Annotated in this window: 21 protein-coding genes; 12 read left to right on the top strand and 9 right to left on the bottom strand. The window is 68.4% G+C overall.

The window, feature by feature from the left end:
• The first annotated feature begins 76 nt into the window (after window positions 1–76).
• From AC1DK9_RS12780 to AC1DK9_RS12765, 4 genes are all read left to right on the top strand, one after another.
• Window positions 77–1129, top strand: a complete 1053-nt coding sequence (locus tag AC1DK9_RS12780; protein WP_476916240.1) for an FUSC family protein — start codon at window positions 77–79, stop codon at window positions 1127–1129.
• Between the two features lie 35 nt (window positions 1130–1164).
• Window positions 1165–1944: an IclR family transcriptional regulator gene (locus AC1DK9_RS12775; RefSeq protein ID WP_476916158.1), complete on the top strand. Its 780-nt coding sequence runs from the start codon at window positions 1165–1167 to the stop codon at window positions 1942–1944.
• A 116-nt stretch (window positions 1945–2060) separates the two neighbouring features.
• Window positions 2061–3251: a 4-hydroxybenzoate 3-monooxygenase gene (locus tag AC1DK9_RS12770; protein WP_476916157.1), complete on the top strand. Its 1191-nt coding sequence runs from the start codon at window positions 2061–2063 to the stop codon at window positions 3249–3251.
• A gap of 116 nt (window positions 3252–3367) precedes the next feature.
• Window positions 3368–3760 carry a nuclear transport factor 2 family protein gene (locus tag AC1DK9_RS12765; protein ID WP_476861491.1) on the top strand — a complete coding sequence of 131 codons (393 nt, stop codon included), beginning with the start codon at window positions 3368–3370 and terminating at the stop codon, window positions 3758–3760.
• Between the two features lie 26 nt (window positions 3761–3786).
• Here the strand turns inward: AC1DK9_RS12765 and AC1DK9_RS12760 are convergent, their stop codons facing one another.
• The 4 genes from AC1DK9_RS12760 to purB form a co-directional block, all read right to left on the bottom strand.
• Window positions 3787–4290: a GNAT family N-acetyltransferase gene (locus AC1DK9_RS12760; RefSeq protein ID WP_476861492.1), complete on the bottom strand. Its 504-nt coding sequence runs from the start codon at window positions 4288–4290 to the stop codon at window positions 3787–3789.
• Window positions 4291–4399: 109 nt separating this feature from the next.
• Window positions 4400–5071 carry a histidine phosphatase family protein gene (locus AC1DK9_RS12755; protein ID WP_476861493.1) on the bottom strand — a complete coding sequence of 224 codons (672 nt, stop codon included), beginning with the start codon at window positions 5069–5071 and terminating at the stop codon, window positions 4400–4402.
• A 52-nt stretch (window positions 5072–5123) separates the two neighbouring features.
• On the bottom strand, window positions 5124–6002 hold the full coding sequence (locus AC1DK9_RS12750) for an endonuclease/exonuclease/phosphatase family protein (RefSeq protein WP_476916156.1): 879 nt from the start codon (window positions 6000–6002) through the stop codon (window positions 5124–5126).
• A 109-nt stretch (window positions 6003–6111) separates the two neighbouring features.
• Window positions 6112–7554, bottom strand: a complete 1443-nt coding sequence (purB, locus tag AC1DK9_RS12745; RefSeq protein WP_476916155.1) for an adenylosuccinate lyase — start codon at window positions 7552–7554, stop codon at window positions 6112–6114.
• Window positions 7555–7762: 208 nt separating this feature from the next.
• Between purB and AC1DK9_RS12740 the strand changes: the two genes are divergently transcribed.
• Both AC1DK9_RS12740 and AC1DK9_RS12735 read left to right on the top strand, forming a co-directional pair.
• The gene (locus AC1DK9_RS12740; protein WP_476916154.1) at window positions 7763–8059 is read left to right on the top strand and encodes a hypothetical protein; all 297 of its coding nucleotides are present in this window, start codon (window positions 7763–7765) and stop codon (window positions 8057–8059) included.
• Window positions 8059–9528, top strand: a complete 1470-nt coding sequence (locus AC1DK9_RS12735) for a hypothetical protein (protein WP_476916153.1) — start codon at window positions 8059–8061, stop codon at window positions 9526–9528. Before AC1DK9_RS12740 ends, AC1DK9_RS12735 begins: the two co-directional genes overlap by 1 nt.
• 25 nt (window positions 9529–9553) lie before the next feature.
• Here AC1DK9_RS12735 and AC1DK9_RS12730 read toward each other — a convergent pair whose 3' ends face one another.
• Window positions 9554–9982 (bottom strand): phage holin family protein, encoded by a 429-nt coding sequence (locus AC1DK9_RS12730; protein ID WP_476861498.1) that lies wholly within the window; start codon window positions 9980–9982, stop codon window positions 9554–9556.
• A 59-nt stretch (window positions 9983–10041) separates the two neighbouring features.
• On the opposite strand from AC1DK9_RS12730, the gene AC1DK9_RS12725 reads away from it, so the two are divergent.
• The 4 genes from AC1DK9_RS12725 to AC1DK9_RS12710 all read left to right on the top strand — a co-directional run bounded on the left by AC1DK9_RS12725 (window position 10042) and on the right by AC1DK9_RS12710 (window position 15070).
• The gene (locus AC1DK9_RS12725) at window positions 10042–11160 is read left to right on the top strand and encodes a histidinol-phosphate transaminase (protein ID WP_476916152.1); all 1119 of its coding nucleotides are present in this window, start codon (window positions 10042–10044) and stop codon (window positions 11158–11160) included.
• Window positions 11161–11307: 147 nt separating this feature from the next.
• Window positions 11308–12567 (top strand): thiamine pyrophosphate-dependent dehydrogenase E1 component subunit alpha, encoded by a 1260-nt coding sequence (locus tag AC1DK9_RS12720; protein WP_476916151.1) that lies wholly within the window; start codon window positions 11308–11310, stop codon window positions 12565–12567.
• Complete coding sequence (locus AC1DK9_RS12715; protein WP_476916150.1) at window positions 12564–13544, top strand: alpha-ketoacid dehydrogenase subunit beta; 981 nt, start codon at window positions 12564–12566, stop codon at window positions 13542–13544. The genes AC1DK9_RS12720 and AC1DK9_RS12715 overlap by 4 nt, the downstream gene beginning before the upstream one ends.
• An 11-nt stretch (window positions 13545–13555) precedes the next feature.
• A complete protein-coding gene (locus tag AC1DK9_RS12710) occupies window positions 13556–15070 on the top strand; it encodes a dihydrolipoamide acetyltransferase family protein (protein ID WP_476916149.1) in 1515 nt (504 codons plus the stop codon).
• 193 nt (window positions 15071–15263) lie between these two features.
• Here AC1DK9_RS12710 and AC1DK9_RS12705 read toward each other — a convergent pair whose 3' ends face one another.
• Entirely contained in the window at window positions 15264–15602 is a 339-nt protein-coding gene (locus tag AC1DK9_RS12705) for a hypothetical protein (RefSeq protein ID WP_476916148.1), read from the bottom strand.
• A 225-nt stretch (window positions 15603–15827) separates the two neighbouring features.
• On the opposite strand from AC1DK9_RS12705, the gene AC1DK9_RS12700 reads away from it, so the two are divergent.
• Window positions 15828–17417: an AMP-binding protein gene (locus tag AC1DK9_RS12700; protein ID WP_476916147.1), complete on the top strand. Its 1590-nt coding sequence runs from the start codon at window positions 15828–15830 to the stop codon at window positions 17415–17417.
• Between the two features lie 68 nt (window positions 17418–17485).
• Here AC1DK9_RS12700 and AC1DK9_RS12695 read toward each other — a convergent pair whose 3' ends face one another.
• The 3 genes from AC1DK9_RS12695 to AC1DK9_RS12685 form a co-directional block, all read right to left on the bottom strand.
• On the bottom strand, window positions 17486–17917 hold the full coding sequence (locus AC1DK9_RS12695; protein ID WP_476861505.1) for a universal stress protein: 432 nt from the start codon (window positions 17915–17917) through the stop codon (window positions 17486–17488).
• 65 nt (window positions 17918–17982) lie between these two features.
• On the bottom strand, window positions 17983–19275 hold the full coding sequence (locus AC1DK9_RS12690) for an aminotransferase-like domain-containing protein (protein ID WP_476861506.1): 1293 nt from the start codon (window positions 19273–19275) through the stop codon (window positions 17983–17985).
• 125 nt (window positions 19276–19400) lie between these two features.
• Window positions 19401–19964, bottom strand: a complete 564-nt coding sequence (locus AC1DK9_RS12685) for an NAD(P)H-dependent oxidoreductase (protein WP_476916146.1) — start codon at window positions 19962–19964, stop codon at window positions 19401–19403.
• A 124-nt stretch (window positions 19965–20088) separates the two neighbouring features.
• Here AC1DK9_RS12685 and AC1DK9_RS12680 point away from each other — a divergent pair, with 124 nt between their 5' ends.
• The gene (locus tag AC1DK9_RS12680; RefSeq protein WP_476916145.1) at window positions 20089–20742 is read left to right on the top strand and encodes a TetR/AcrR family transcriptional regulator; all 654 of its coding nucleotides are present in this window, start codon (window positions 20089–20091) and stop codon (window positions 20740–20742) included.
• The last annotated feature ends 267 nt before the right edge of the window (window positions 20743–21009 follow it).

Here is a 21009-nt window from a genome sequence, read left to right as displayed (position 1 = left end):
AGTGCCGCCGTCGTTTTCAACCGACTGCAAAGGAAGACCCATTCCAGCTGTGAAGCCCGCGAAATTGCTCGCCGAGATGTTCACCATGGCTCCAGCCAACAAGGACCACCAGGTCGCGATCCGTTGCGCCGTCGGCGTCTTTGTCCCGCTCATCACCCTGGTGCTGCTGGGCAGGCTGGATCTGGCCATTTTTGCCTCCTTTGGCGCCTTCACCGGAATCTACGGCCGGAATGAGCCCCATGGCCGGCGGCTGGTGCTTCAGCTTCGGGCCGGGTCCCTCATGCTTGCCGTGATCCTGCTCGGAGCCTTGGCGGCCCGCGCCGGGACGGGGTTCGCGCTCACCCCGTCAGGCACCGTCTGGCTGAAGGTCCTCGCGACCACGCTGGTGGCCGGCGGCTGCTCCCTGGTCGTCGCCTGGTGGCGGCTCCGCCCGGCAGGATCGCTCTTCCACATCTTCGCGTTCGCGGCCATCGCCTCCATCCCAAGCCAGCCGCCGCTGGGGCAGGGAATGCTGGTGGCCGTCCTGACCGTTGCGTTCTCGCTCCTGATCGGCTTGTCCGCCCGGGTGGCCCCGAGCCGCCGGCAGCCGTGGTCGTGGCCCCGGCCGGTCCGGCTGACCCCCGCCGAGGGCCGCGTCGCCTGGCTCGAAGCCGTGGGCTACCTCGTGGCGGCCGGGCTCGCCGGCGCCATCGCCACCCTCGCCGGCGAACGGCTCGGCTTCGGCCACAACTACTGGGCCATGGTGGCCGCCGTCGTGCCGCTCGTGGGACACAGCACCCGGCACCGCATCAGCCGCGGCATGCAGCGCATCATCGGGACCGCGCTGGGGCTCGTGCTGCTCGCCGCCATCCTGCTGCTGCAGCCGGCCCCCTGGCAGACCGTGCTCGTTATCGCCGCCTGCCAGTTCGGTGCCGAAATGTTCATCGCCCGCCAGTACATGCTGGCCCAGGTCTTCGTCACCCCGCTCGCCCTGATCTCCACCCTGTTGGTAGCCCCGGTGCCCGCAACCACCCTGCTGCGCGACCGGTTCCTCGAGACGGTCATCGGCGCCGCCGTCGGCGTCGCGGTCGTGCTGGCGCCGACTCTCTGGCGCCGGTTGCGCGCCGCCCGCCGGTCAGTGGAAGACTGATCCCAAGCAGGCAACGGCGAGGGGAAGCGGGACGCGTGGCTAATTCCGGGTCGGGGGATTCCGTGGTGGACCGCGTGGTGCGCCTGCTTGAGGCCTTCCCCGAGGGCTCGGCGGCCCTACAGCTCTCCGAACTCGCGGACCGTGCCGGGCTTCCCCTGACCACCGCCCACCGGCTGGTCCGGCAGCTGGCCGGGCACGGCCTCCTGGAGCTGGAAAACGGCGGATCGGTCCGGCTGGGGTTGCGCCTCTGGGAGCTGGTCAACCGGAACTCGCCGACCCTGGCCCTGCGGCAGGCGGCGATGCCGTTCATGGAGGACATCCAGCAGGTGCTCAACCAGAACGTGAACCTGGCCGTGCTGGATGGCTGGGACGCCTTGTTCGTGGAACGCCTGTCACGCCGCGGCTCGGTGGCGAACCGCGCGAAGGTCGCCGGACGGATGCCGGTGCACCTGTCCTCCGCCGGGCTGGCCCTGATGGCCCATCAGCCGGCCGCGGTGCAGGCGGCGTACCTGCGCCAGTTCAACGACCCCACGGGCACGCTCAAGGCCGAGGATATCCGGGCGCTCCTGGCCGAGGCTGCCGAGGAGGGGTTCGCGCAGCTGGCCGGCGTCGTGGACCCCGACACCTGGGGGATTGCCGTGCCGGTGCGGGATGCGCGGAAGCGGACCGTTGCTGCGCTCGGCGTCGTGGTTCCGTTGCGGGAGATGCGGCTGCAAGCCCTGGTGCCGACGCTGCAGACCGCGGCGCGCGGCATCGGACGCCGGCTCGGGGACTCCCGGCCGGCAGCCCAATTCCGTTCAATGGATAACTTGTAACGCGGATCACCACTCCGGGCGCACACTATTAGCCAGAAGACCGATCCGGTCCCGGGGTGTGGCGCGCGGCTGATTGGCGCACGCGGCTTCGGGCCCCGCAACGAAGCGAGGACAACATGGCAGCCCGAAAAATCATCACCACCCAGGTGGCCATCGTGGGCGGCGGCCCCGCCGGGCTGATGCTCTCCCATCTGCTCGCCAAAGAGGGGATCGAGTCCACCGTGATCGAAGTGCGCAGCCGGCAGGAGATCTCGGAGACCGTCCGGGCCGGCATCCTCGAGCATGGCACCGTTAACCTCCTCGTGGACACCGACGTCTCCGACCGCGTGCTGCGCGACGGCGACCGGCACGACGGGATCGAACTGCGGTTCAACGGCGAAAGCCACCGCATCGACTTCCAGGACCTGGTGGGCGAATCCGTCTGGCTTTACCCGCAAACTGACGTCTTCAAGGACCTGGCCGCGCGCCGGGAGGCCGACGGCGGCGACGTCCGGTACAGCGTCACGGACACCAGCATCCATGACATCGAAGGCTCGCCGAAAGTGTGGTTCACGGACGCGGACGGCACCGAATTCGAGCTCCAGGCCGACTTCATTGCGGGGGCGGACGGCTCACGCAGCCACTGCCGGGTCCAGATTCCGGAGGCAGGGCGCAAGTGGTACTTCCACGAGTACCCCTTCGCCTGGTTCGGCATCCTGGCGGAGGCACCACGCAGTTCCGATGAGCTGATCTATGCCAACTCAGCCAACGGCTTCGCCCTGATCAGCCAGCGGACCGAGACGGTGCAGCGGATGTACTTCCAGTGCGATCCCGGTGAGGACGTCCGCAACTGGGACGATGAGCGGATCTGGGAGGCGTTCCGCAGCCGCGTGAACGGCAACGGCTTTGAGCTCAAGGAGGGACCGGTCATCGACAAGACGGTCCTGAAGTTCCGCAGCTTCGTGCACGCCCCGATGCGCCACGGCAAGTTGTTCCTTGCCGGGGACGCGGCCCACACCGTCCCGCCCACCGGCGCCAAGGGACTGAACCTCGCCATCCACGATGTCCGGGTGCTTTTCGAGGGCCTGGACAGCTACTACAAGACCGGCTCCACGATGCTCCTTGACCTGTACAGTGACCGCGCCCTGGACCGGGTCTGGAAGGCACAGCACTTCTCCTACTGGATGACTTCCATGCTGCACACTCCGGCCGGCGCCGACGATTTCGCCCGCGCCCGACAGCTAGGCGAGCTCAACTCCGTGGTCTCGTCCCGGCACGGCCGCGCCTACCTCGCCGAGGCCTATACGGGCTGGCCGGCGGGCAGCTAGGACGGCCCTCGCGGCCCCGGTGGCCGGACATACTTCCATCGACAGCCCCACGGTCCAGGACTAGCCTTTAACCGTCCCAGCATGACCCGACAAGGACGACAGAGAGGTGTCCGATCATGGGAAGCGCAGACAATGTTGAACTGGTCCGGCGAGGGTACGAGGCCTTTAACTCAGGGGATATGGCGACTCTTAGCGAAATCTTCGCGGAGGACGCAGTCTGGCACGTGGCCGGAAGCGGCGTGCTATCGGGGACGAAACAGGGCCGTGACGCCATCCTCGCGTACTTCGGCGAACTGGGAGCTCGCACGCAGGGCAACTTCCAAGCCAAGGTCCAGGACATCGTCGGCGGGGACGGTCACACGGTAGCGATCCAGCAGACCGTCGCGGAAAATAACGGCAAGAGTCTGGACATGGCTTCGGTCATCGCGTTTGTTGTCCGTGACGGCAAGATCGCCGAGGGCCGGGAGTTTTTCGAGGACACTGCCAAGTCGGACGATTTCTGGACCTGACTGAGCGCCCCGGTACACCGGTTGACTTACGCCATGGCGGTGTGGGCGGCGCTGTGCGAATCGATCGGCTTCGCATAGCAGTGCGAGTGCTCCAGGCCGAGGTAGGGGCCGAAGTTCGGAACGGGGACAAAGCCCGAGTTCTCGTAAAATTGCCGCCCGTCGGTTTGAACGGAACCCGCCTCGGCGGTCAGGGTGGTGATGCCGAGGGCGTGGGCATGTGCCTCCATCGCGGCCAGGATCGAGCTGGCCACCCCGGAGCCGCGGGTGTACGGCAACACGTACAGCCGCTTGATCTCGGCCGTGCGTTCATCCAGCAGCCGCAGGCCCCCGCAGCCCACCGGCTGGCCGGACGCCTTGTCGTGCGCCACCAGGAAGACTGCGGTGTCCGCTTCCGACGGCGGCGGTCCGGCCTCGTGCCCGCTGTGGCCGTAGCGGGCGTCCAGTTCCGCCTGCTGGGCTGCCCTCAGGTCGGCACCCACGGGGTTGGACCAGGGCACCTGCCGGATGTTGAGCCGCGGGTTGGTCTGCATCGTTGCCTCGATTCGCCGAAGGGTTATGCAGACCAAGGCTAGGCAGCGGCGGTTTCGGGGGTGTTTCCTGCCGGTAAGGACTTCAAGAACTCGGCATCCGTCCTTCGGCTCAGGCTGGGCGGCCGGTGGGGTCTTCCGCCGTCGGATCCGCCAGGGCGAGCCCGCCCACCGGGCTGTCGTCCCAGTGGATCAGCCGCCAGCCGGCGTCGGGGTCGCCTTCGAGCGCCACGATGCCGGTGTTGGCGAGCACGTGCCGCGCCGCGAACTCCGCCTCGACATTGGCCGCACGCAGGCCGGTCCAGACGCGGATCGCGGCGCCGTGGCTGACGACGGCGACGGCGGCATCGTCGCCGCGGGTTGCAGCGGCGGCAGCGATCCTCGCGATCGAGTCGTCGTAGCGTTCGAAGAAGTCGTGGCCGCTGGGGCCCGCGGGCATCCGCCGGTCCAGTTCGCCCGCGGTCCAGGCGAACACCGTGCCCAGGTAGCGCAGGTGGGATTCGCGGTCGGTGAGCTTCTCCAGCGCCCCGGCTTCGATTTCCCGCAGCCCTTCCAATATTTCAACTTCCAGCCCGCGCGTGGTGGCGAGCGGGGCCGCGGTGAGCTGGGTGCGGACCAGGGTGGAGGCGTAGAGCAGTCCGATCTGCTCGTTCACCAGGGAGCGGGCCAGCGCGGCGGCCTGGCGCTCGCCGAGTTCGGTCAGCCCAGGACCCGGATGGGCGGTATCCAGCTGCCCCAGGACATTGCCCGGGGTTTGGCCGTGGCGGATCAGCAGAAGCCTCATGGCAGCGAGTTTACCGGCTGCGTTCTGCCCTGCAGGCTGGGCTGCCGTGCGGTCAAGGGATCCTGACCGTGGCCTGGATCGGGGCATGGTCGCTGGGATAGCGGTCGTCGAGCCGGAAGGTGTTGACCGCGGCCTCGGCGACCTGGATCTCCGGCGTGACGGCGATCCAGTCGATGCGGCTTTCGCCGATGACCGGGTCCTTGTAGTTCGGGAATGTTCCGTACTCCGGGGTCAACCGCTGCTGGGCCACGGTCCAGGAATCGCGGAAGGTGCCGCTTCCCACCAGGGTGCTGTAGGCCCCCGACGCGCCGGCGTCGGCGTTGAAGTCACCCATCAGGACGGTCGGCAGGCCCGGCTCGAAACTCGTCGCGTGCTCCACGATGGCCTCGGCGCTGCGCAGCTGCGCGTTCTCCGACTCGTGGTCGAAGTGGGTGTTGACCACCATCAGCTCGCGTCCGGTGTGGTTGTCTTCGAACCGGCCCCACGTGGCGATCCGGGTGACGTGGTTGCCCCACGTGGCCGACCCGGCCACCGTGGGCGTGTCCGAGAGCCAGAACTGGTCCCACATCCGCAGCTTCAGCCGGCTGGAGTCGTAGAAGATGCAGGAGTGCTCGCCGCGTCGGCCGCCGTCGCGGCCGTGGCCGATCATCCGGTAACGGTCCGGCAGGGCCTCGCCGATCACGGCCAGCTGGTGCTCCAGGCCCTCCTGGATGCCCAGGACTTCGGGCAGTTCTTCGGCCAGGACGGCCTGCAACGCCGGTACACGCTCCGGCCAGTAGTCGGCCTGGCCCGGCAGGGTTTCCGCAATGTCGCAGCGGATGTTGAAGCTCATCAGGCTCAAGGCGGCCGCGTCGGCCATTGCGTCGGGTCCGGCCCCTGGGCCGGGGTCGGTCAGAACGGTCCGTGCTGTCGACGGTATGTCGCTCGGCAAGGGGTCTCCTCGGGTCGGTAACAGCCCCAGCTTCCCCGCGGAAGCTGGCCAGTCCTCGACGGCCGCGTAAACGGCGGCCTGCCGGAAGGTGAATTCGGGGCAAGCAGGGCTAGGCCAGGTGGTCGACCAGCTTGTCCGCGATGCCGGTGTACTTGCCCGGGGTCAGGGCCAGCAGCCGGGCTTCGGCGTCGGCGGACAGACCCAGGCCCTGGACGAATTCCTGCATCCGGGCTGCGTCCACCCGCTGCCCGCGGGTCAGGTCCTTGAGCCGCTCGTACGGGTTCTCCATGCCCGGGACGCCGGCGATCGCCTCGGCGCGCATGACCATCTGGATGGCCTCGCCAAGGACTTCCCAGTTGGTGTCCAGGTCTGCGGCCAGGACGTCCTCGGCGACCTTGAGCCGGTCCAGGCCCTTGGCGACGTTCGAGATGGCGAGCAACGAGTGGCCGAACGCCACACCGATGTTGCGCTGCGAGGACGAATCCGTGAGGTCGCGCTGCCAGCGGGAGGTGACCAGGGTGGAGCCCAGCACGTCCAGAAGGCCGGAAGAGATCTCCAGGTTGGCTTCGGCGTTTTCGAAGCGGATCGGGTTCACCTTGTGCGGCATGGTGGAGGAGCCGGTGGCGCCTGCCACCGGGATCTGCACGAAATAGCCGATCGAGATGTAGCTCCAGATGTCCGTGCAGACGTTGTGCAGGATGCGGTTGAAGCGTGCGACGTCGGCGTAGAGTTCGGCCTGCCAGTCGTGGCTTTCGATCTGGGTGGTCAGCGGGTTCCAGTCCAGGCCGAGACCTTCGACGAAGCTCTTCGCCACGTGCTCCCAGTCGGCGCCGGGAACGGAAGCGACGTGCGCCGCGTAGGTGCCGGTGGCGCCGTTGATCTTGCCGAGGTACTCGGTCCGGGCAATGCGGTCCAGCTGGCGGGTCAGCCGGTGGGCGATCACGGCCAGTTCCTTGCCCAGCGTGGTGGGGGTAGCGGGCTGGCCGTGCGTGCGGGACAGCATCGGCACCGCGCGGTTGGCCTCGGCCATGGCGCTGATCTGCGCGACGAGCTTGCGGGCGGCGGGCAGCCACACGTCCTCGACAGCGCCCTTGACGCCGAGCGCGTAGGAGAGGTTGTTGATGTCCTCTGAGGTGCAGCCGAAGTGCACCATTGCCGTCAGGTTTTCGATCCCGATGCCCGGCAGACGGCGGCCGATGTAGTACTCCACGGCCTTGACGTCGTGGACGGTCACGGCTTCGATGTCGGCCAGTTCGGCGACCGACGCGGCGTCGAACTCGGTGACGATGGCACGAAGCTGCTCCTGCTGCCCGGCGCTCAGCGGCCCGGCGCCCGGCAGCACGTTGTTGCTGGTCAGGTGGATCAGCCACTCGACCTCGACGGCGACCCGGTCGCGGTTGAGCGCGGCCTCGGAGAGGTAGTCCACCAGCGGCGCGACCGACGACTGGTAGCGGCCGTCGAGCGGGCCGAGCGCGATTTGGTGGTCGGACGCGGCGAGGGCCAGGCGTCCGGACGGCGTGCGGGTCTCAGCTGTGGCGGCAGTTTCAGGCATGGTCCGATTCTTTCACGAAGTGCCGCCGGGCCTTAAGCAGGCAGTTCCGTATGACGAGTTCCGTAGGAGATCCCCTAGGGCGGAGCCGCTGCGCGCGCCGCGCGGGGCGGCCGCTTTTCCACATAGCCGTGCCGGCCGCTTCCGGCGCCGGTGGAGGTTCCTTAGCGTCGATCCCGGGACTGAACGGCAATAGAAAGGGGCCCGGGCCATGAGTGGGACGTTAACCGCGGCTGAGGCGACGGCGTGCGCCTCACGCAGCTACGAGGTCCAGCAGTTCGCTGCCAGGGTCGCCTCATGCGCCGAGCAGGCTTCCGCCGCCTTGGCTGCGCTGAGCCGGCTGGAACTGCAGGGCTGGCAGTCCCCGGCGGGCCGCGCCTACCGGAGCACGCTGTCGCTTCAGGCCGCGGCCCTGCGGCGGGGCCGCGACGGGCTACAGGATGCGACGGCAGTGGTCCTGCGGCATGCCCAGAACGTGACGCTCTCTTCGGGCCGGGCGGGATACTGATGGCGGAGGCTACGCCGGCGGGTTCCGGAGAAGTCCCGCGCCCCTCCGCGCCGCCGGCCGACGGGATGCTGCGGATCCGCGGCGGAATCGGGGGCCTAAGCTTCCAGTTCGAGGAACTGCTGGCCGGCGCGGCGGCCCTGGACGGGGTGGTGCACCGGCTCTCTGCCGTTGAGGCGGAGGCCGACGGCGTCCGCCGGGCCCTGTTCGGCTACCAGTCGGACTCCTACCGGAGCGGCAGCAACGCCATCATCGCCGTGGGGGAAGCCGGCCGGGACATCGGCGCGGTCAGGACCGAATTGGAACACATCGCGGCTCAGGTCCGGGCCAGTCACCGGGAGTACGAATTCACCGAGGCCCGGAACGCCCTGCTGCTCCGGATGGGGCTTTCCGCCCCCGAGTACGGCTCCCCGCGCGGACTCTTCGAGCTTCCGGGGGTCCGCGACCAGGTCGAGCACGGCGTGGCCATGGCTCCCCGCAGCCTGGCCCTCCTGCTGGGCCTGCCCGTTCCCCTGGCCGCGGCAGTCGGCGCGCTCAGCGGCCCCACTGACGTCCGCCGCCTTATCCGGGACCTGGCGGCCGCGCCGGGACTGGGGTTCCTGAAGCCGCGGCCGGTCACCGTCGTCGGCAGCGAAACAGCCGCCGCGGAGGTGGACCTGTCGCCGGCCGGCCTGTTGCGGCGGGCGGACGCGGTGGGCCGGAGGAGCGGGGACATTGAAGTCATCCGGGTCGACGGGGGCGACCGGCGCGCCTGGGTGGTCATCATCCCCGGAACCCAGCTCGGGGGCCTGCCCGAGGGCACGAACCCCTTCGACACGGCCGGCATTGCCGAGGGCCTTGGCTACGATTCGCAGGCGACGACCGCTGCCATCCGGCAGTCGCTGCGCCAGGCCGGTGCGGAGGCGGGTGAACAGCTCGCTGTCGTGGGCTACAGCCAAGGCGGGATCCACGCCATGAACCTCAGCAAGGACAAGGCCTTCCTGGCTGAGTTCGACCTCAAGTTTGTCCTGACCGCCGGTTCCCCGGTGGGCGGCATCACCCCCGAGCCCGGGATCGGCAGCCTGCACCTGGAACACCAGCACGACTGGGTTCCGGGAGCCGACGGACTCGCCAACGCGGATACCAAGGACCGCGTGACGGTCACATTGACCAATGACCTTGTCCTGCCGCCGCCGCAGGATTTCGGTCTGGGTCCCGGCCATCGGCTGGAGAACTACGCGGCCGGGGCGGAAGCGGTCTCGGCGAGCCGGGACCCCTCGCTGCGCGCGTCCACGGCCGCGCTGGCCGCCGTGGTCGGCGCTGGCGGCACCGCAACGGTGACCCGGTTYTCCTTGCGGCGGGAGCCGCTGCCGGCGCAGGGGGTGGTGACGGCTCCCGGCGCAGATCGCAGGACCCGCGTGCTGCCTTCGAACCGGCCGTTGGCGGACGCACCGCAGGCTGCGAAGGCCGCGCCCGCCGGGGTACCCGGTTAGCGCCGGCGTGCCCGGCTAGCGCCGGTTAGCGCCGGCGGCCGCCGGGGAGTCGTCCGGCGACGAGGGAAACCACGGTGATGATGATAGCGGCGAGCACCGCGGTCCAGAAGAAGGAGTCGATGGTGAAGTGCACCGGCGTGTAGCTGCTCAGCCAGGAGGTCACGTACAGCATCGCGGCGTTGATAACGATCGTGAACAGCCCCAGGGTGAGGATGGTGATCGGCAGCGACAGCAGGCTGACCAGTGGCTTGACGAGTGCGTTGACGAGCCCGAAGATCAGCCCGATAAACAGGTAAGCCAGAATGATCCCGATCGTATCCGTGCCCTGCGTGACGCCGCTGTTGGCCACGGCCCCGGTGGTGGCGGATGTGGAAATATCCAATCCGGGGAGGATCCAGCTGGCGATCCAGAGGGCCAGGGCGTTGACGATGACCCGCACGAAGAGTGAGCGCATGCGCCCATGCTGTCACATCACCGGCCCTCCCGGCAGGAGGGCGAAGTAGGCTAAGAGGCATGACTTCATCAGACAACCCGGCCGGAGGGATCCGCCCGCGGCCGGTAGTGGACCTCCTACCCCGCTACGCCGCCGGAAAACCGCCGGTCCCCGTCGAGGGCCTCGTGAGCTACAAGCTGTCCTCCAACGAGAACCCCCTGCCCCCGATCCCTGCAGTGCAGCAGGCCATCGCGGCGCAGACCGACTTCAACCGCTACCCGGACCCGCTGAGCAGCAAACTGCGCGGCGCGCTCGCCGGTTTCCTCAACGTCCCGGCCGAGGACATCGTCACCGGCGCCGGCAGCCTGGGCGCCCTCAACCAGCTGCTGGCCACCTTTGCCGGCCAGAACGACGACGGCAAGGGCGACGAGGTCATATATGCGTGGCGCTCCTTCGAGGCTTATCCCATCAGCGTTGGCCTGGCCGGTGCCGAGAGCGTGCAGGTCCCGCTGACCGCCGACGGCCGGCACGACCTGGAAGCGATGGCGGCCGCCGTGACGGCTCGCACCCGGATGATCCTGCTGTGCACCCCGAACAACCCCACCGGTCCCATCCTGACCACCGAAGAAACCGAGAGGTTCCTCAGGACCGTCCCCTCGGACATTGTGGTCGTCATCGACGAGGCCTACCAGGAGTTCGTCCGGTCTGCGGAGGCCGTGGACGGCATCGAGATGTACCGCAAGTACCCGAACGTCGTCGTGCTGAGGACATTCTCCAAGGCCCACGGACTGGCGGGCCTCCGGGTGGGGTACAGCGTCTCCCAGCCGGACCTCACCCAGCACCTGCGCGTTACCGCCACCCCCTTCGCGGTTTCCCAGATCGCCGAGGCAGCCGCCGTCACCTCACTGGAGCACTTCGACGAGGTTGTAGAAAGGGTACAAAGCCTGGTCGATGAGCGGGACCGTGTGACCGCGGGCCTCCGCGAGCTGGGCTGGTTCGTGCCGGACGCCCAAGGCAACTTCGTCTGGCTCAATCTGGGCGCCAACAGCGCCGATTTTGCTGCACTGGCAGGGGAGCGGGCGCTGTCGGTCCGGGCCTTTGGCAACGAGGGCGTGCGGGTGAGTATCGGCGAGGCTGAGGCCAACACCCGTTTCCTCGAATTGTGTGCGATGTATACAAAACCCCCACAGCGTTCCTAGCGCTTAACACGAAGCCCGCCGCGATGAGGCTGCGGATAAAGTAGGGACGAGTAAGCCAAAATATATGCCGCGCCTGGAACGTATGCCAGGTAAGGCATATATCCCAGCGATTGCGGCGCATTCGGATGCGGCAGGCAAGGAGACGGTATGGGCGCCACACATCTGCCCTCTACCGAGTTCGACGGAACCGAAGCGGACGACCAGCTCGAGGCGCAGGCCGAGGCGGTGCTGGGCGACCCCGCGGTCCCGATGGTCCAGCTGCTCGGTCCGGACGGCACCCTGGGCACCGACCCGGTGTTTTCCGAGTACGCCGCGCGGCTGGACGCCGGGAAGCTCCGCGGTTTCTACGCCGACATGGCAAAGATCCGGCGCTTCGACGTCGAGGCAACAGCCCTGCAGCGGCAGGGCCAGCTCGCCCTCTGGGTGCCGCTCACCGGACAGGAAGCGGCGCAGATCGGTTCCGGCCGGGCCAGCCAGCCGCAGGACTACATCTTTCCCACCTACCGGGAGCACGGCGTCGCGCTGACCCGCAATGTGGACCTCGCGGAGCTGCTGCGCCAGTTCCGCGGCGTGTCCAACGGCGGGTGGAATCCCAAGGACACCAACTTCCACCTCTACACGCTGGTCCTCGCCGCCCAGACGCCGCATGCGGTCGGCTACGCCATGGGCATCCAGCGCGACCAGAAGCTGGCCGCAGCCGAGGCGGGCGCCGGGGGAGCCGCGGCCGGCTCAGCGAAGCCCAAGGCGGCCGTGATGGTCTACTTCGGCGACGGCGCCAGTTCGGAGGGCGACGTCCACGAATCCATGGTCTTCGCTGCCTCGTACAACGCCCCCGTGGTGTTCTTCTGCCAAAACAACCACTGGGCCATCTCCGTCCCCACCGCCGTCCAGACCCGCATTCCGCTCTCCAACCGCGCCAAGGGCTACGGTTTCCCCGGCATCCGGGTGGACGGCAACGACGTGATCGCAGTCCACGCCGTCACCGAGTGGGCGCTCGAGCGGGCCCGCGAAGGCAAGAGCCCGGTGCTGATCGAGGCCTTCACCTACCGCGTCGGCGCGCACACCACCGCCGATGATCCGACGAAGTACCGCGGCTCGGACGAAGAGGCTCAGTGGCGGGCAAAGGATCCGCTGGAGCGGCTCGAGAAGTACCTGCGCGCCGAAGGCCTCGCCGACGACGCTTTCTTCGAACAGGTCAAGGCCGACGGCGACGAGCTCGCCGCCTACGTCCGCAGGACCATCCACGACCTGGGGACCCCGGATATCCGGACGGCTTTCGCCAACACCTACGCCGAGGCACACCCGTTGGTGGCCGAGGAGCTGGCCTGGTTCGAGGAGTACAGCGCGGGCTTCGCCGATGAGGCAGAAGCAGACGAGGCACACACAGACGGGGCGGTGCGCCGATGACCACCATGACCATTGCCAAGGCCATCAATGAGGGCCTCCGCGCGACGCTGAGCAACAACCCGCGGACCCTGCTCATGGGTGAGGACATCGGCCCGCTCGGCGGCGTCTACCGCGTCACCGACGGCCTGATCGGGGAGTTCGGCGCAGACCGCGTCGTGGACACCCCGCTCGCCGAGTCCGGCATCATCGGCACCGCGATCGGCCTGGCGTTGAGCGGCTACCGGCCGGTCTGCGAGATCCAGTTCGACGGCTTCGTCTTCCCGGGCTTCAACCAGATCACCACGCAGCTGGCGAAGATGCATTCGCGCAGCAACGGCAACCTGACCGTCCCGGTCGTCATCCGCATTCCTTACGGCGGCGGCATCGGCTCGATTGAACACCATTCCGAGTCACCGGAAGCGCTGTTTGCCCACACCGCCGGGCTGCGGATCATCACCCCGTCCAACCCGCATGACGCTTACTGGATGATCCAGCAGGCCGTGGACTGCCTGGACCCCGTGATCGTCTTCGAACCGAAGCGGCGCTACTGGCTTAAGGGCGACGTCGACACCGACACCCCGGGCCACTCGGCAGACCCGTTCAAGGCGCATGTGCTGCGTGAAGGGTCCGACGCTACGGTCTTGGCTTATGGCCCGCTGGTTCCGGTGGCCCTAGCTGCGGCCTCCGCCGCGGCCGAGGACGGCCACAGCGTCGAAGTGATCGACCTGCGCTCTATTTCGCCGATCGACTTCGATACCGTCACGGCCTCGGTCCGGAAGACGGGCCGGCTGATCGTGGCGCACGAGGCTCCGACCTTCGGCGGGATCGGCGGCGAGATCGCGGCCCGGGTCAGCGAGCGGGCCTTCCATTCCCTGGAAGCTCCGGTCATCCGCGTCGGCGGCTTCCATATGCCCTACCCGGTCGCCAAGGTGGAGGAAGACTACCTGCCGGACATCGACCGCATCCTTGAGGCGCTGGACCGCGCCTTCGCCTACTGACGGGGATTTCCATGACCGTGAACAAGTTCAACCTTCCCGATGTGGGCGAAGGCCTGACCGAGGCCGAAATCGTGTCTTGGAAGGTCAAGGCCGGCGACACCGTGGCCGTCAACGACGTGCTGTGCGAAATCGAGACCGCCAAGTCCCTCGTGGAGCTCCCGTCGCCGTACGCCGGCACCGTCACCGAGCTGCTGGTTCCGGAAGGCGTGACGGTCGACGTCGGGACGCCGATCATCAGCGTCTCCGACGCCGCTGCCGCTGCCGTGCCCGCTCCGGCCGCTCCCGGTTCGGTTACCGAAGCGCCGGCTCCCGACGCGCCGATGTACGGAAAGCTGGAGCACGACGCGTCCGACGCCGCGGAGTCGGCCGGGCCACCGGCCGGCGGCCCGCTGGTGGGTTCCGGCCCCAAGGCCGACGCCGTCAAACGCCGCCGCCGGATCTCCGCGCCGGCGGGGCAGTCCCCCGCAGCCCCGGCGGCTCCCGCTCCGACAGTGGAGCGGGCCGGGATCGAGGCCCACGACATCTGGATCAGCCCGGAAACGGTTCCGGCCGCGGAAGTCCCCGCCCCGGAGGAAGCAGCCGTCGACCAACGGCCCACGCTGGGCGGGGCCATCACGGGCCTCGTCAACCGCGTCCTGGCCAAGCCCCCGGTCCGGAAGATCGCCCGCGACCTCGGCATTGACCTGGCCGACGTCGTCCCCACCGGCGCGCGCGGCGAGGTGACCCGCGAAGACCTCGTCAGCTACCAGGCCCAGCGCGACGCCGAGGTGGACAAGGCGGATTCGTTCTGGGGCAAGACCGGCCGCCCGCAGGAACAGCGGATCGAGCGCATCCCGGTCAAGGGGGTCCGCAAAGCCACCGCGCGGGCCATGGTGGAGTCCGCGTTCGCGGCACCGCACGTCAGCATCTTCGTCGACGTCGACGCCAGCCGCACCATGGAGTTCGTCAAGCGGCTCAAGGCCTCGCGCGACTTCGAGGGCATCAAGGTCTCTCCGCTGCTGATCCTCGCCAAGGCCGTTATCTGGGCCGCGGCACGCAACCCCAGCGTCAACGCGAGCTGGGTGGACGCCGAAGACGGCAGCGACAGCGCCGAGATCCACGTCAAGCACTTCATGAACCTCGGCATCGCCGCCGCCACACCGCGCGGCCTGATGGTGCCGAACATCAAGAACGCCCAGGACCTCTCGCTCAAGGAACTCGCGCTGGCCCTCAACGAGCTGGCCACCACTGCCCGGGCGGGCAAGACCCAGCCGGTGCAGATGCAGGGAGGGACCCTCACGGTCACCAACATCGGCGCCCTGGGCATCGACACGGGGACGCCGATCATCAACCCCGGCGAGGTGGCGATCGTGGCTTTCGGCACCATCAAGCAGAAGCCGTGGGTGCTCGACGGCGAAGTGATCCCGCGCTGGATCACCACTCTGGGCGGCTCGTTCGACCACCGCGTGGTGGACGGGGACCTGTCGGCCCGCTTCATGGCCGACGTCGCAGCCATCCTCGAAGAGCCCGCCCTGCTGCTGGACTGAGCCGGGGCGGGGGCCGTCTCTGCAGTCCGCCCAGCTCGGCGTCGGACGCTCCCGCCCAGTTCGTCCGGTCCGGACGATCCGGCACCCGCGGAGTTCCCCGGGTTTTGCGGGGGCGCACCGGCGGCGGGCAGGCAGTAACTGGGCGGGAACGTCCGCGCGGGTGTAGGGCGCGCCCGGGCCAGCCGGCGTGCGGCTAGGTACCGGAATAAGCGGACAACAGCTGGGCCACACCAGGGTCGCCGCCCCAGCCTGCCACGGCTGCCGCGGCGGCAAAGACCACGCCGGCAAAGCCGAAACTGGCGGCCGTGACCGTGGCAAGGAACTTCCAGTCCTCGCGCAGGATGCTCCGGACCGTAGCGGGCATGCGCAGGGCCGGGGAGATCAGGTTGGGGGCACTGTCCACCGAACCGTCGTCGAGGTAGGCCACCACCCGGCCGGCGGCGCGGTCCACCCGCATGGTGCTGATGTGGTTTCCGTGGCGGGCCAGCAGAATGTCGTGGCCGGCGAGCTGGCGGCGCTGAAGAACAGGCATGGTTTCTCCCCGTGAGTGGGCGGATAGGACTGTCCGCACCATCGGGGGCACCTCCAATTTTACCGGCGCGCACCCCGCTGAATTGGGCCAAATCCCGGTGAGGCTGGCCACGGAGCAGGGTGACGGCGGTCAAATCCCTTGGAATCCTGTCCCGAGCGGCGCGGCGGCACTAGAGTGGCACCAGCCGCCGCCGAGCCGGCGAACGCCGATCAAAGGAGATTTTGCGTGTTCTCGAGCCCGTTCCCCGCCGTGGAAATACCCGACGTCAGTCTCTACGAGTACCTTTTCGGCGGCCTGCAGGAGGCGGACCTGGACCGGGTCGCCGTCGTGGACGGCACCAGCGGAGCGGAAACGACCTACCGGGAGCTACGGGACCGGATCAACGCCCTCGCCGGCTCCGTCGCCGCCCAGGGGCTGGGCATCCACGGCGTCGCCGCCATCCTTTGTCCGAACATTCCGGCGTTCACTGTCGTTTTCCACGGCCTGCTCCGGGCCGGCGCCACCGTCACGCCGGTCAACTCGCTCTACACGGCAGATGAGATCGCGAAACAACTTACCGACGCCGGAGCCAGCTGGCTCTTCACCATCTCCGCCCTGCTCCCCGCCGCCCAGGAGGCGGCCGCGCAGGTCGGCATACCGGCGGAACGGCTGGTGGTGCTCGACGGCGCCGAAGGCCACCCCTCGCTGACGGACCTGCTCAGCAGCGGGGCACCCGCCCCGGATGTCAGCTTCGACCCGGCCACCCACGTCGCCGTGCTGCCGTACTCCTCGGGAACCACCGGACGGCCCAAAGGGGTAATGCTCAGCCACCGCAACCTCGTGGCAAACGTGGAACAGTCGCGCGGGCTGCTCAAGGTCCGGCCGGAGGACCGACTGCTGGCGCTGCTTCCGTTCTTCCACATCTACGGGCTCACGGTGCTGCTGAATTTGGCCCTCCGGGAGCGCGCCCGCCTCGTCACCATCCCGAAGTTCGACCTCGCGGAATTCCTGCGGATGGTCCAGGACCACAAATGCAGCTACCTTTTCATCGCCCCGCCGGTTGCCGTGGCCCTGTCCAAGCACCCGCTGGTTGCGGACTACGACCTGAGCTCGGTGCACACCACCCTGTCCGGCGCGGCCCCGCTGGACGGCGAACTGGGGGCGCGGCTGGCCGAGCGCCTGGGCTGCCGGGTGCTCCAGGGCTATGGCATGACGGAGATGAGTCCCGTCTCGCACCTGATCCCCGTCGATGCGGCGGAGGTCCCGGTCAGTTCGGTGGGCTACACCGTCCCCAACATGGACTGCCGGCTGGTCGACCCGGCCACGGGCGAGGAAATCGAGGTCCCGGCGGAAGGAACCAGCGCCCCGGGCCACCTGCTGTGCCGCGGCCCCAACGTCATGCTCGGCTACCTGAACCGGCCTGAGGAAACGGCGGACACCCTCGACGCTGACGGCTTCCTGCACACGGGGGACATCGCCACGGTGCGGGCGGACGGAGTGGTCTCGATCGTGGACCGGCTCAAGGAATTGATCAAGTACAAGGGCTACCAGATCGCCCCCGCCGAGCTTGAGGCACTGCTGCTCACCCACCCCGGGATCGCTGACGCCGCCGTGGTCGGAACCGCCGACGCCGACGGCCAGGAGGTGCCGATGGCCTTCGTGGTGCGCCAACCGAACGCCGACGGCGAGCAGTTGGACGAAGCGGCCGTGGAGGAGTTCGTGGCCGCACGGGTGGCGCCGTTCAAGAAGATCCGGCGCGTGGAGTTCATCGACGCCGTGCCGAAGTCCTCGTCCGGCAAGATCCTGCGCCGGATGCTCAAAGCGGTGGACGCCTGAAAGTGGATGCTTAAAAGCAGTGGTGCCGGCGCAGCAGCCCTATGGCCGCCGCGCCGGCACCTCTACGCTTAGTCGGCGCTGTCAGTCTTGGCGATGTAGACGTCGCAGGGGGCGCCGTGGGCCACGCTGTTGGCAACGCTGCCCAGGACGCGCCCCAAGCCGCGCATCCGGCGGTTGCCGACCACGATCATCCGCGCGTCGGAGCGCTCCGCCTCCCGGATCAGCGCTTCCGCCGGCTTGCCCCGGGCCGCCGCGTAGGTCACGTTGATCTCGGCCGTCCGGAGACTGTCGGCTACGCCCTTGGCCACCTTTTCGGCGCCGTCGGCATCGGAGACAATGAACCGGTCGCTGCCGCTGCCGAACACCTCGGTCCGGTCGCTGTCGAAGGCGCTGACCACGTGCAGCGTGGCTCCCAGCGAGACGGCGAGGTCCCGGGCGGCCTGGGCCGCTTTCAGGGCAGTTTCACTGCCATCGACGCCGACAACGATGATTCCGGTCATAAGAGACTCCTCTGGTCACGCTTGAATAGGGTCAGGCACGGTCTGGTCCACAGCAATAGTTCAGGCTACAACGCCGCGACAGCTTCCCGCAGTACCGGCGCCAGGCGCCGCACGCCTTCCTCGATTGCCTCCGGCGGCACCGCACTGAACGCGAGCCGCAGTTTGTTGGAGGGCTCATCGGAGTGGGTAAATGCCGCGCCGGGAATGAAGACCACGCCGGCGTCAATGGCCTTCTGCAGCAGCGGATACGTGTCGATTCCCTCCGGCAGGGTGACCCAGATGAAGAAGCCGCCCTCCGGCCGCGTCCAGCTCAGCCCCTCCGGCATGTGCTCCTGGAGCGCCGCCAGCATGGCCTCGCAACGTTCCTGGTACAGGCCGCGGTAGGTCGCAATCTGGCCGCGCCAGTCGTAGTCGCGCAGGTAGGCGGACACCAGCATCTGGTTGAGCGTTGGCGGACACAGGGTGACGGCTTCCGAGGCCAGATAATAGCGGCGCTGCAGGTGGGCGGGGACCAGGGCCCAGCCGATCCGCAGCCCCGGGGCGAAGATCTTGGAGAAGGAACCCATGTAGATCACGTCATCCGGGTTGCCGGCCCGCAGCGGGGTCAGCGGCTGGCCATCGAAGCGCAGCAGGCCGTACGGGTTGTCCTCCAGGACCAGGATATTCGCGTTACGGCATATATCCACGACCTGCTGCCGCCGTTCGGCGGCGAGGGTAATTCCGGACGGATTGTTGAAGCTGGGGATGGTGTAGAGGAACTTGATGGTCTTGCCGGCGGTCTGCAGGGCCGCGATCCTGGCTTCCAGGAGGTCCGGGACGATCCCGTGCTCGTCCATCGGCACCGTGCCCACCTCCACTTGGTAGGCCTCGAAAGTGTTGAGGGCGCCGACGTAGGTGGGATCCTCCACGAGGACCACATCGCCCGGGTTGCAGAAGACCTTGGTGGCGACGTCCTGGGCGGATTGGGAGCCTGCGGTGATGACGATGTTTTCGGGCTTCGCATCGAGGATCCCCTCGGCGGCCATGACCTCGCAGATCTGCGTGCGGAGTTCCTCGGTGCCCTGCCCGCCGCCGTACTGAAGCGCGGTCAGGCCCTGCTCGGCGATGATTTTCGCGGCGGACTGGCCGAGGCGTTCCAGCGGCAGGGACTGCAGGTACGGGCTGCCGCCGGCGAGGGACACGAGGCCCGGCCTCAGGGAGATGTCGAAGACGTCTCGGACGGCCGATTGCTTGATATTTGCTGCGCGCTCCGAGAAAAGCTTCTCGTGGCGGTGGGCGGACGTAGCCGCACGTTCGATTGCGTCAATTGCCTCGGCCGGAAGGAACTCTGCGGCGGCATCAAGTGTTTCGTGGGTCACAGTCCTAGGATACAGGCCAGCGTTGTCAGGGGGAAAACTTTTGTTCACAAGGAGGCTGGACCGGATCCGGAGACAGGACACCCCCGGCAGTGGGGGGTACTGCCGGGGGTGCCAGTCTGTGGGGGCTAGGCGGCGTCGGCGGTCCGGGCCTCGGCCAGCGCCTCGAACACGCCCTTGATCTGCTCTACGACCTCGGCGTCGTCCTTCGGGTGGACCTCGGCAAAGCGGACCATCGAGCCGGGGACGGCGAGCTTGACGTCTTCGATCACCTTGGCGCCGGCGATGCCGACGGCCTTGCGGGCCTCGTCCTGGGCCCAGACGCCGCCGTACTGGCCGAACGCGGTGCCGACGACGGCGGTGGGCTTGCCGTTGAGGGCGCCGGCGCCGAAGGGGCGCGAGAGCCAGTCGATGGCGTTCTTCAGCGGGGCAGGCACGGTGCCGTTGTATTCCGGGGTGACCAGGAGCAGGGTGTCGGCGTCGTTGGCGGCGGCGCGCAGCGCTGCTGCGGCGGCCGGGACCTGGCCCTCGACGTCGATGTCCTCGTTGTAGAACGGGATGTTGCCGAGGCTCTCGTGGATGACGACCTCGACCTGCTCGGGAGCGTTGAGCTGGATGGCTTCGGCCAGCTGGGCGTTGGTGGAGCCGGCGCGCAGGCTGCCGACCAGGGTGAGGACAGTGTTGGTGGTCATGGGAACTCCTTGCTTCTCGCCGCGGGGCTTTCGGCGGCTGGTGGTCGCGGAGGCTTTGGAAGCCTTCATCCAGGCTAAACGGACTGCGGTCCGGTTATTATTCCCCGGGGCTAGAATGGGCGCTGTGAGCCTCATCCCAATCCGTCCCGGCGGGCAAAATGCCGAACCCGGCGCCCACCCCGGCAACCTCCCGGGCGTGCAAGGCGGCGCCGAGTCCGAGCGCCGGGATGCCGCCCGCAACCGCGAGTTGCTGCTCCGGGCCGCCCGCGAACTGATCGAGGAATGCGGGGCGGACGGCCTCACCATGGCGTCCCTTGCCGGGCGCGCCGGGGTGGGCAAGGGGACCGTCTTTCGGCGGTTCGGCAGCCGGGCGGGCCTGATGATGACGCTGCTCAGCGACGCCGAGGCCGAGTTCCAGGGCCGCTTCATTTTCGGGCCGCCGCCGCTGGGCCCGGGCGCGCCGCCCCTGCAGCGCCTCATCGCCTGCGGTGCGGAACGGATCGCCTGGGTACTGGAATTCGGCGAACTCGCCCGCGCTGCCGACGCCTCGGCACATAACCGGTTCGATGTGCCTCCGGCCGTGCTCTGGCGCCGGCACCTGGAACTGCTGCTGCGTGAAGCCGGAGTTACTGCCGATTGCTGGCTGATGGCCGGCGCCCTGAGCGCGACGCTCGAGCCGGAGCGCATCCTGCATGCGGTTAGCGTCCAGGGCGTGGCCCCGGAGGCGCTGGCCGAGTCATGGCGGGAGCTGGCCACCAGGGTGGCGCGGGGCGCGTAGGTTAACCGAGCCCTGCCCGGCATGCCAAGTCAAATCAATTCAAATGAGTTATTCATAACGATCTGGTAGTGGACGACCATTTCGTTCCGTTCGGCGCGCGTCCCCGCTATTTCCATGTGATAGTTTCCTCTGGAATGTGACCCGCAACATAGCCCCACTGGGCTGGCTGAGAGGCCTGCGGGCGGCCAGATACCCGCTGGCCGAGATCCCGGAGTGGCAGCGGAAACCCCCTGCCGCGTGGGGGACGACGGAAGGATCCATGCTGTG

Source organism: Arthrobacter sp. 01T414 (genome assembly GCF_056398965.1).
This window is presented reverse-complemented; position numbering and strand designations above follow the sequence as displayed.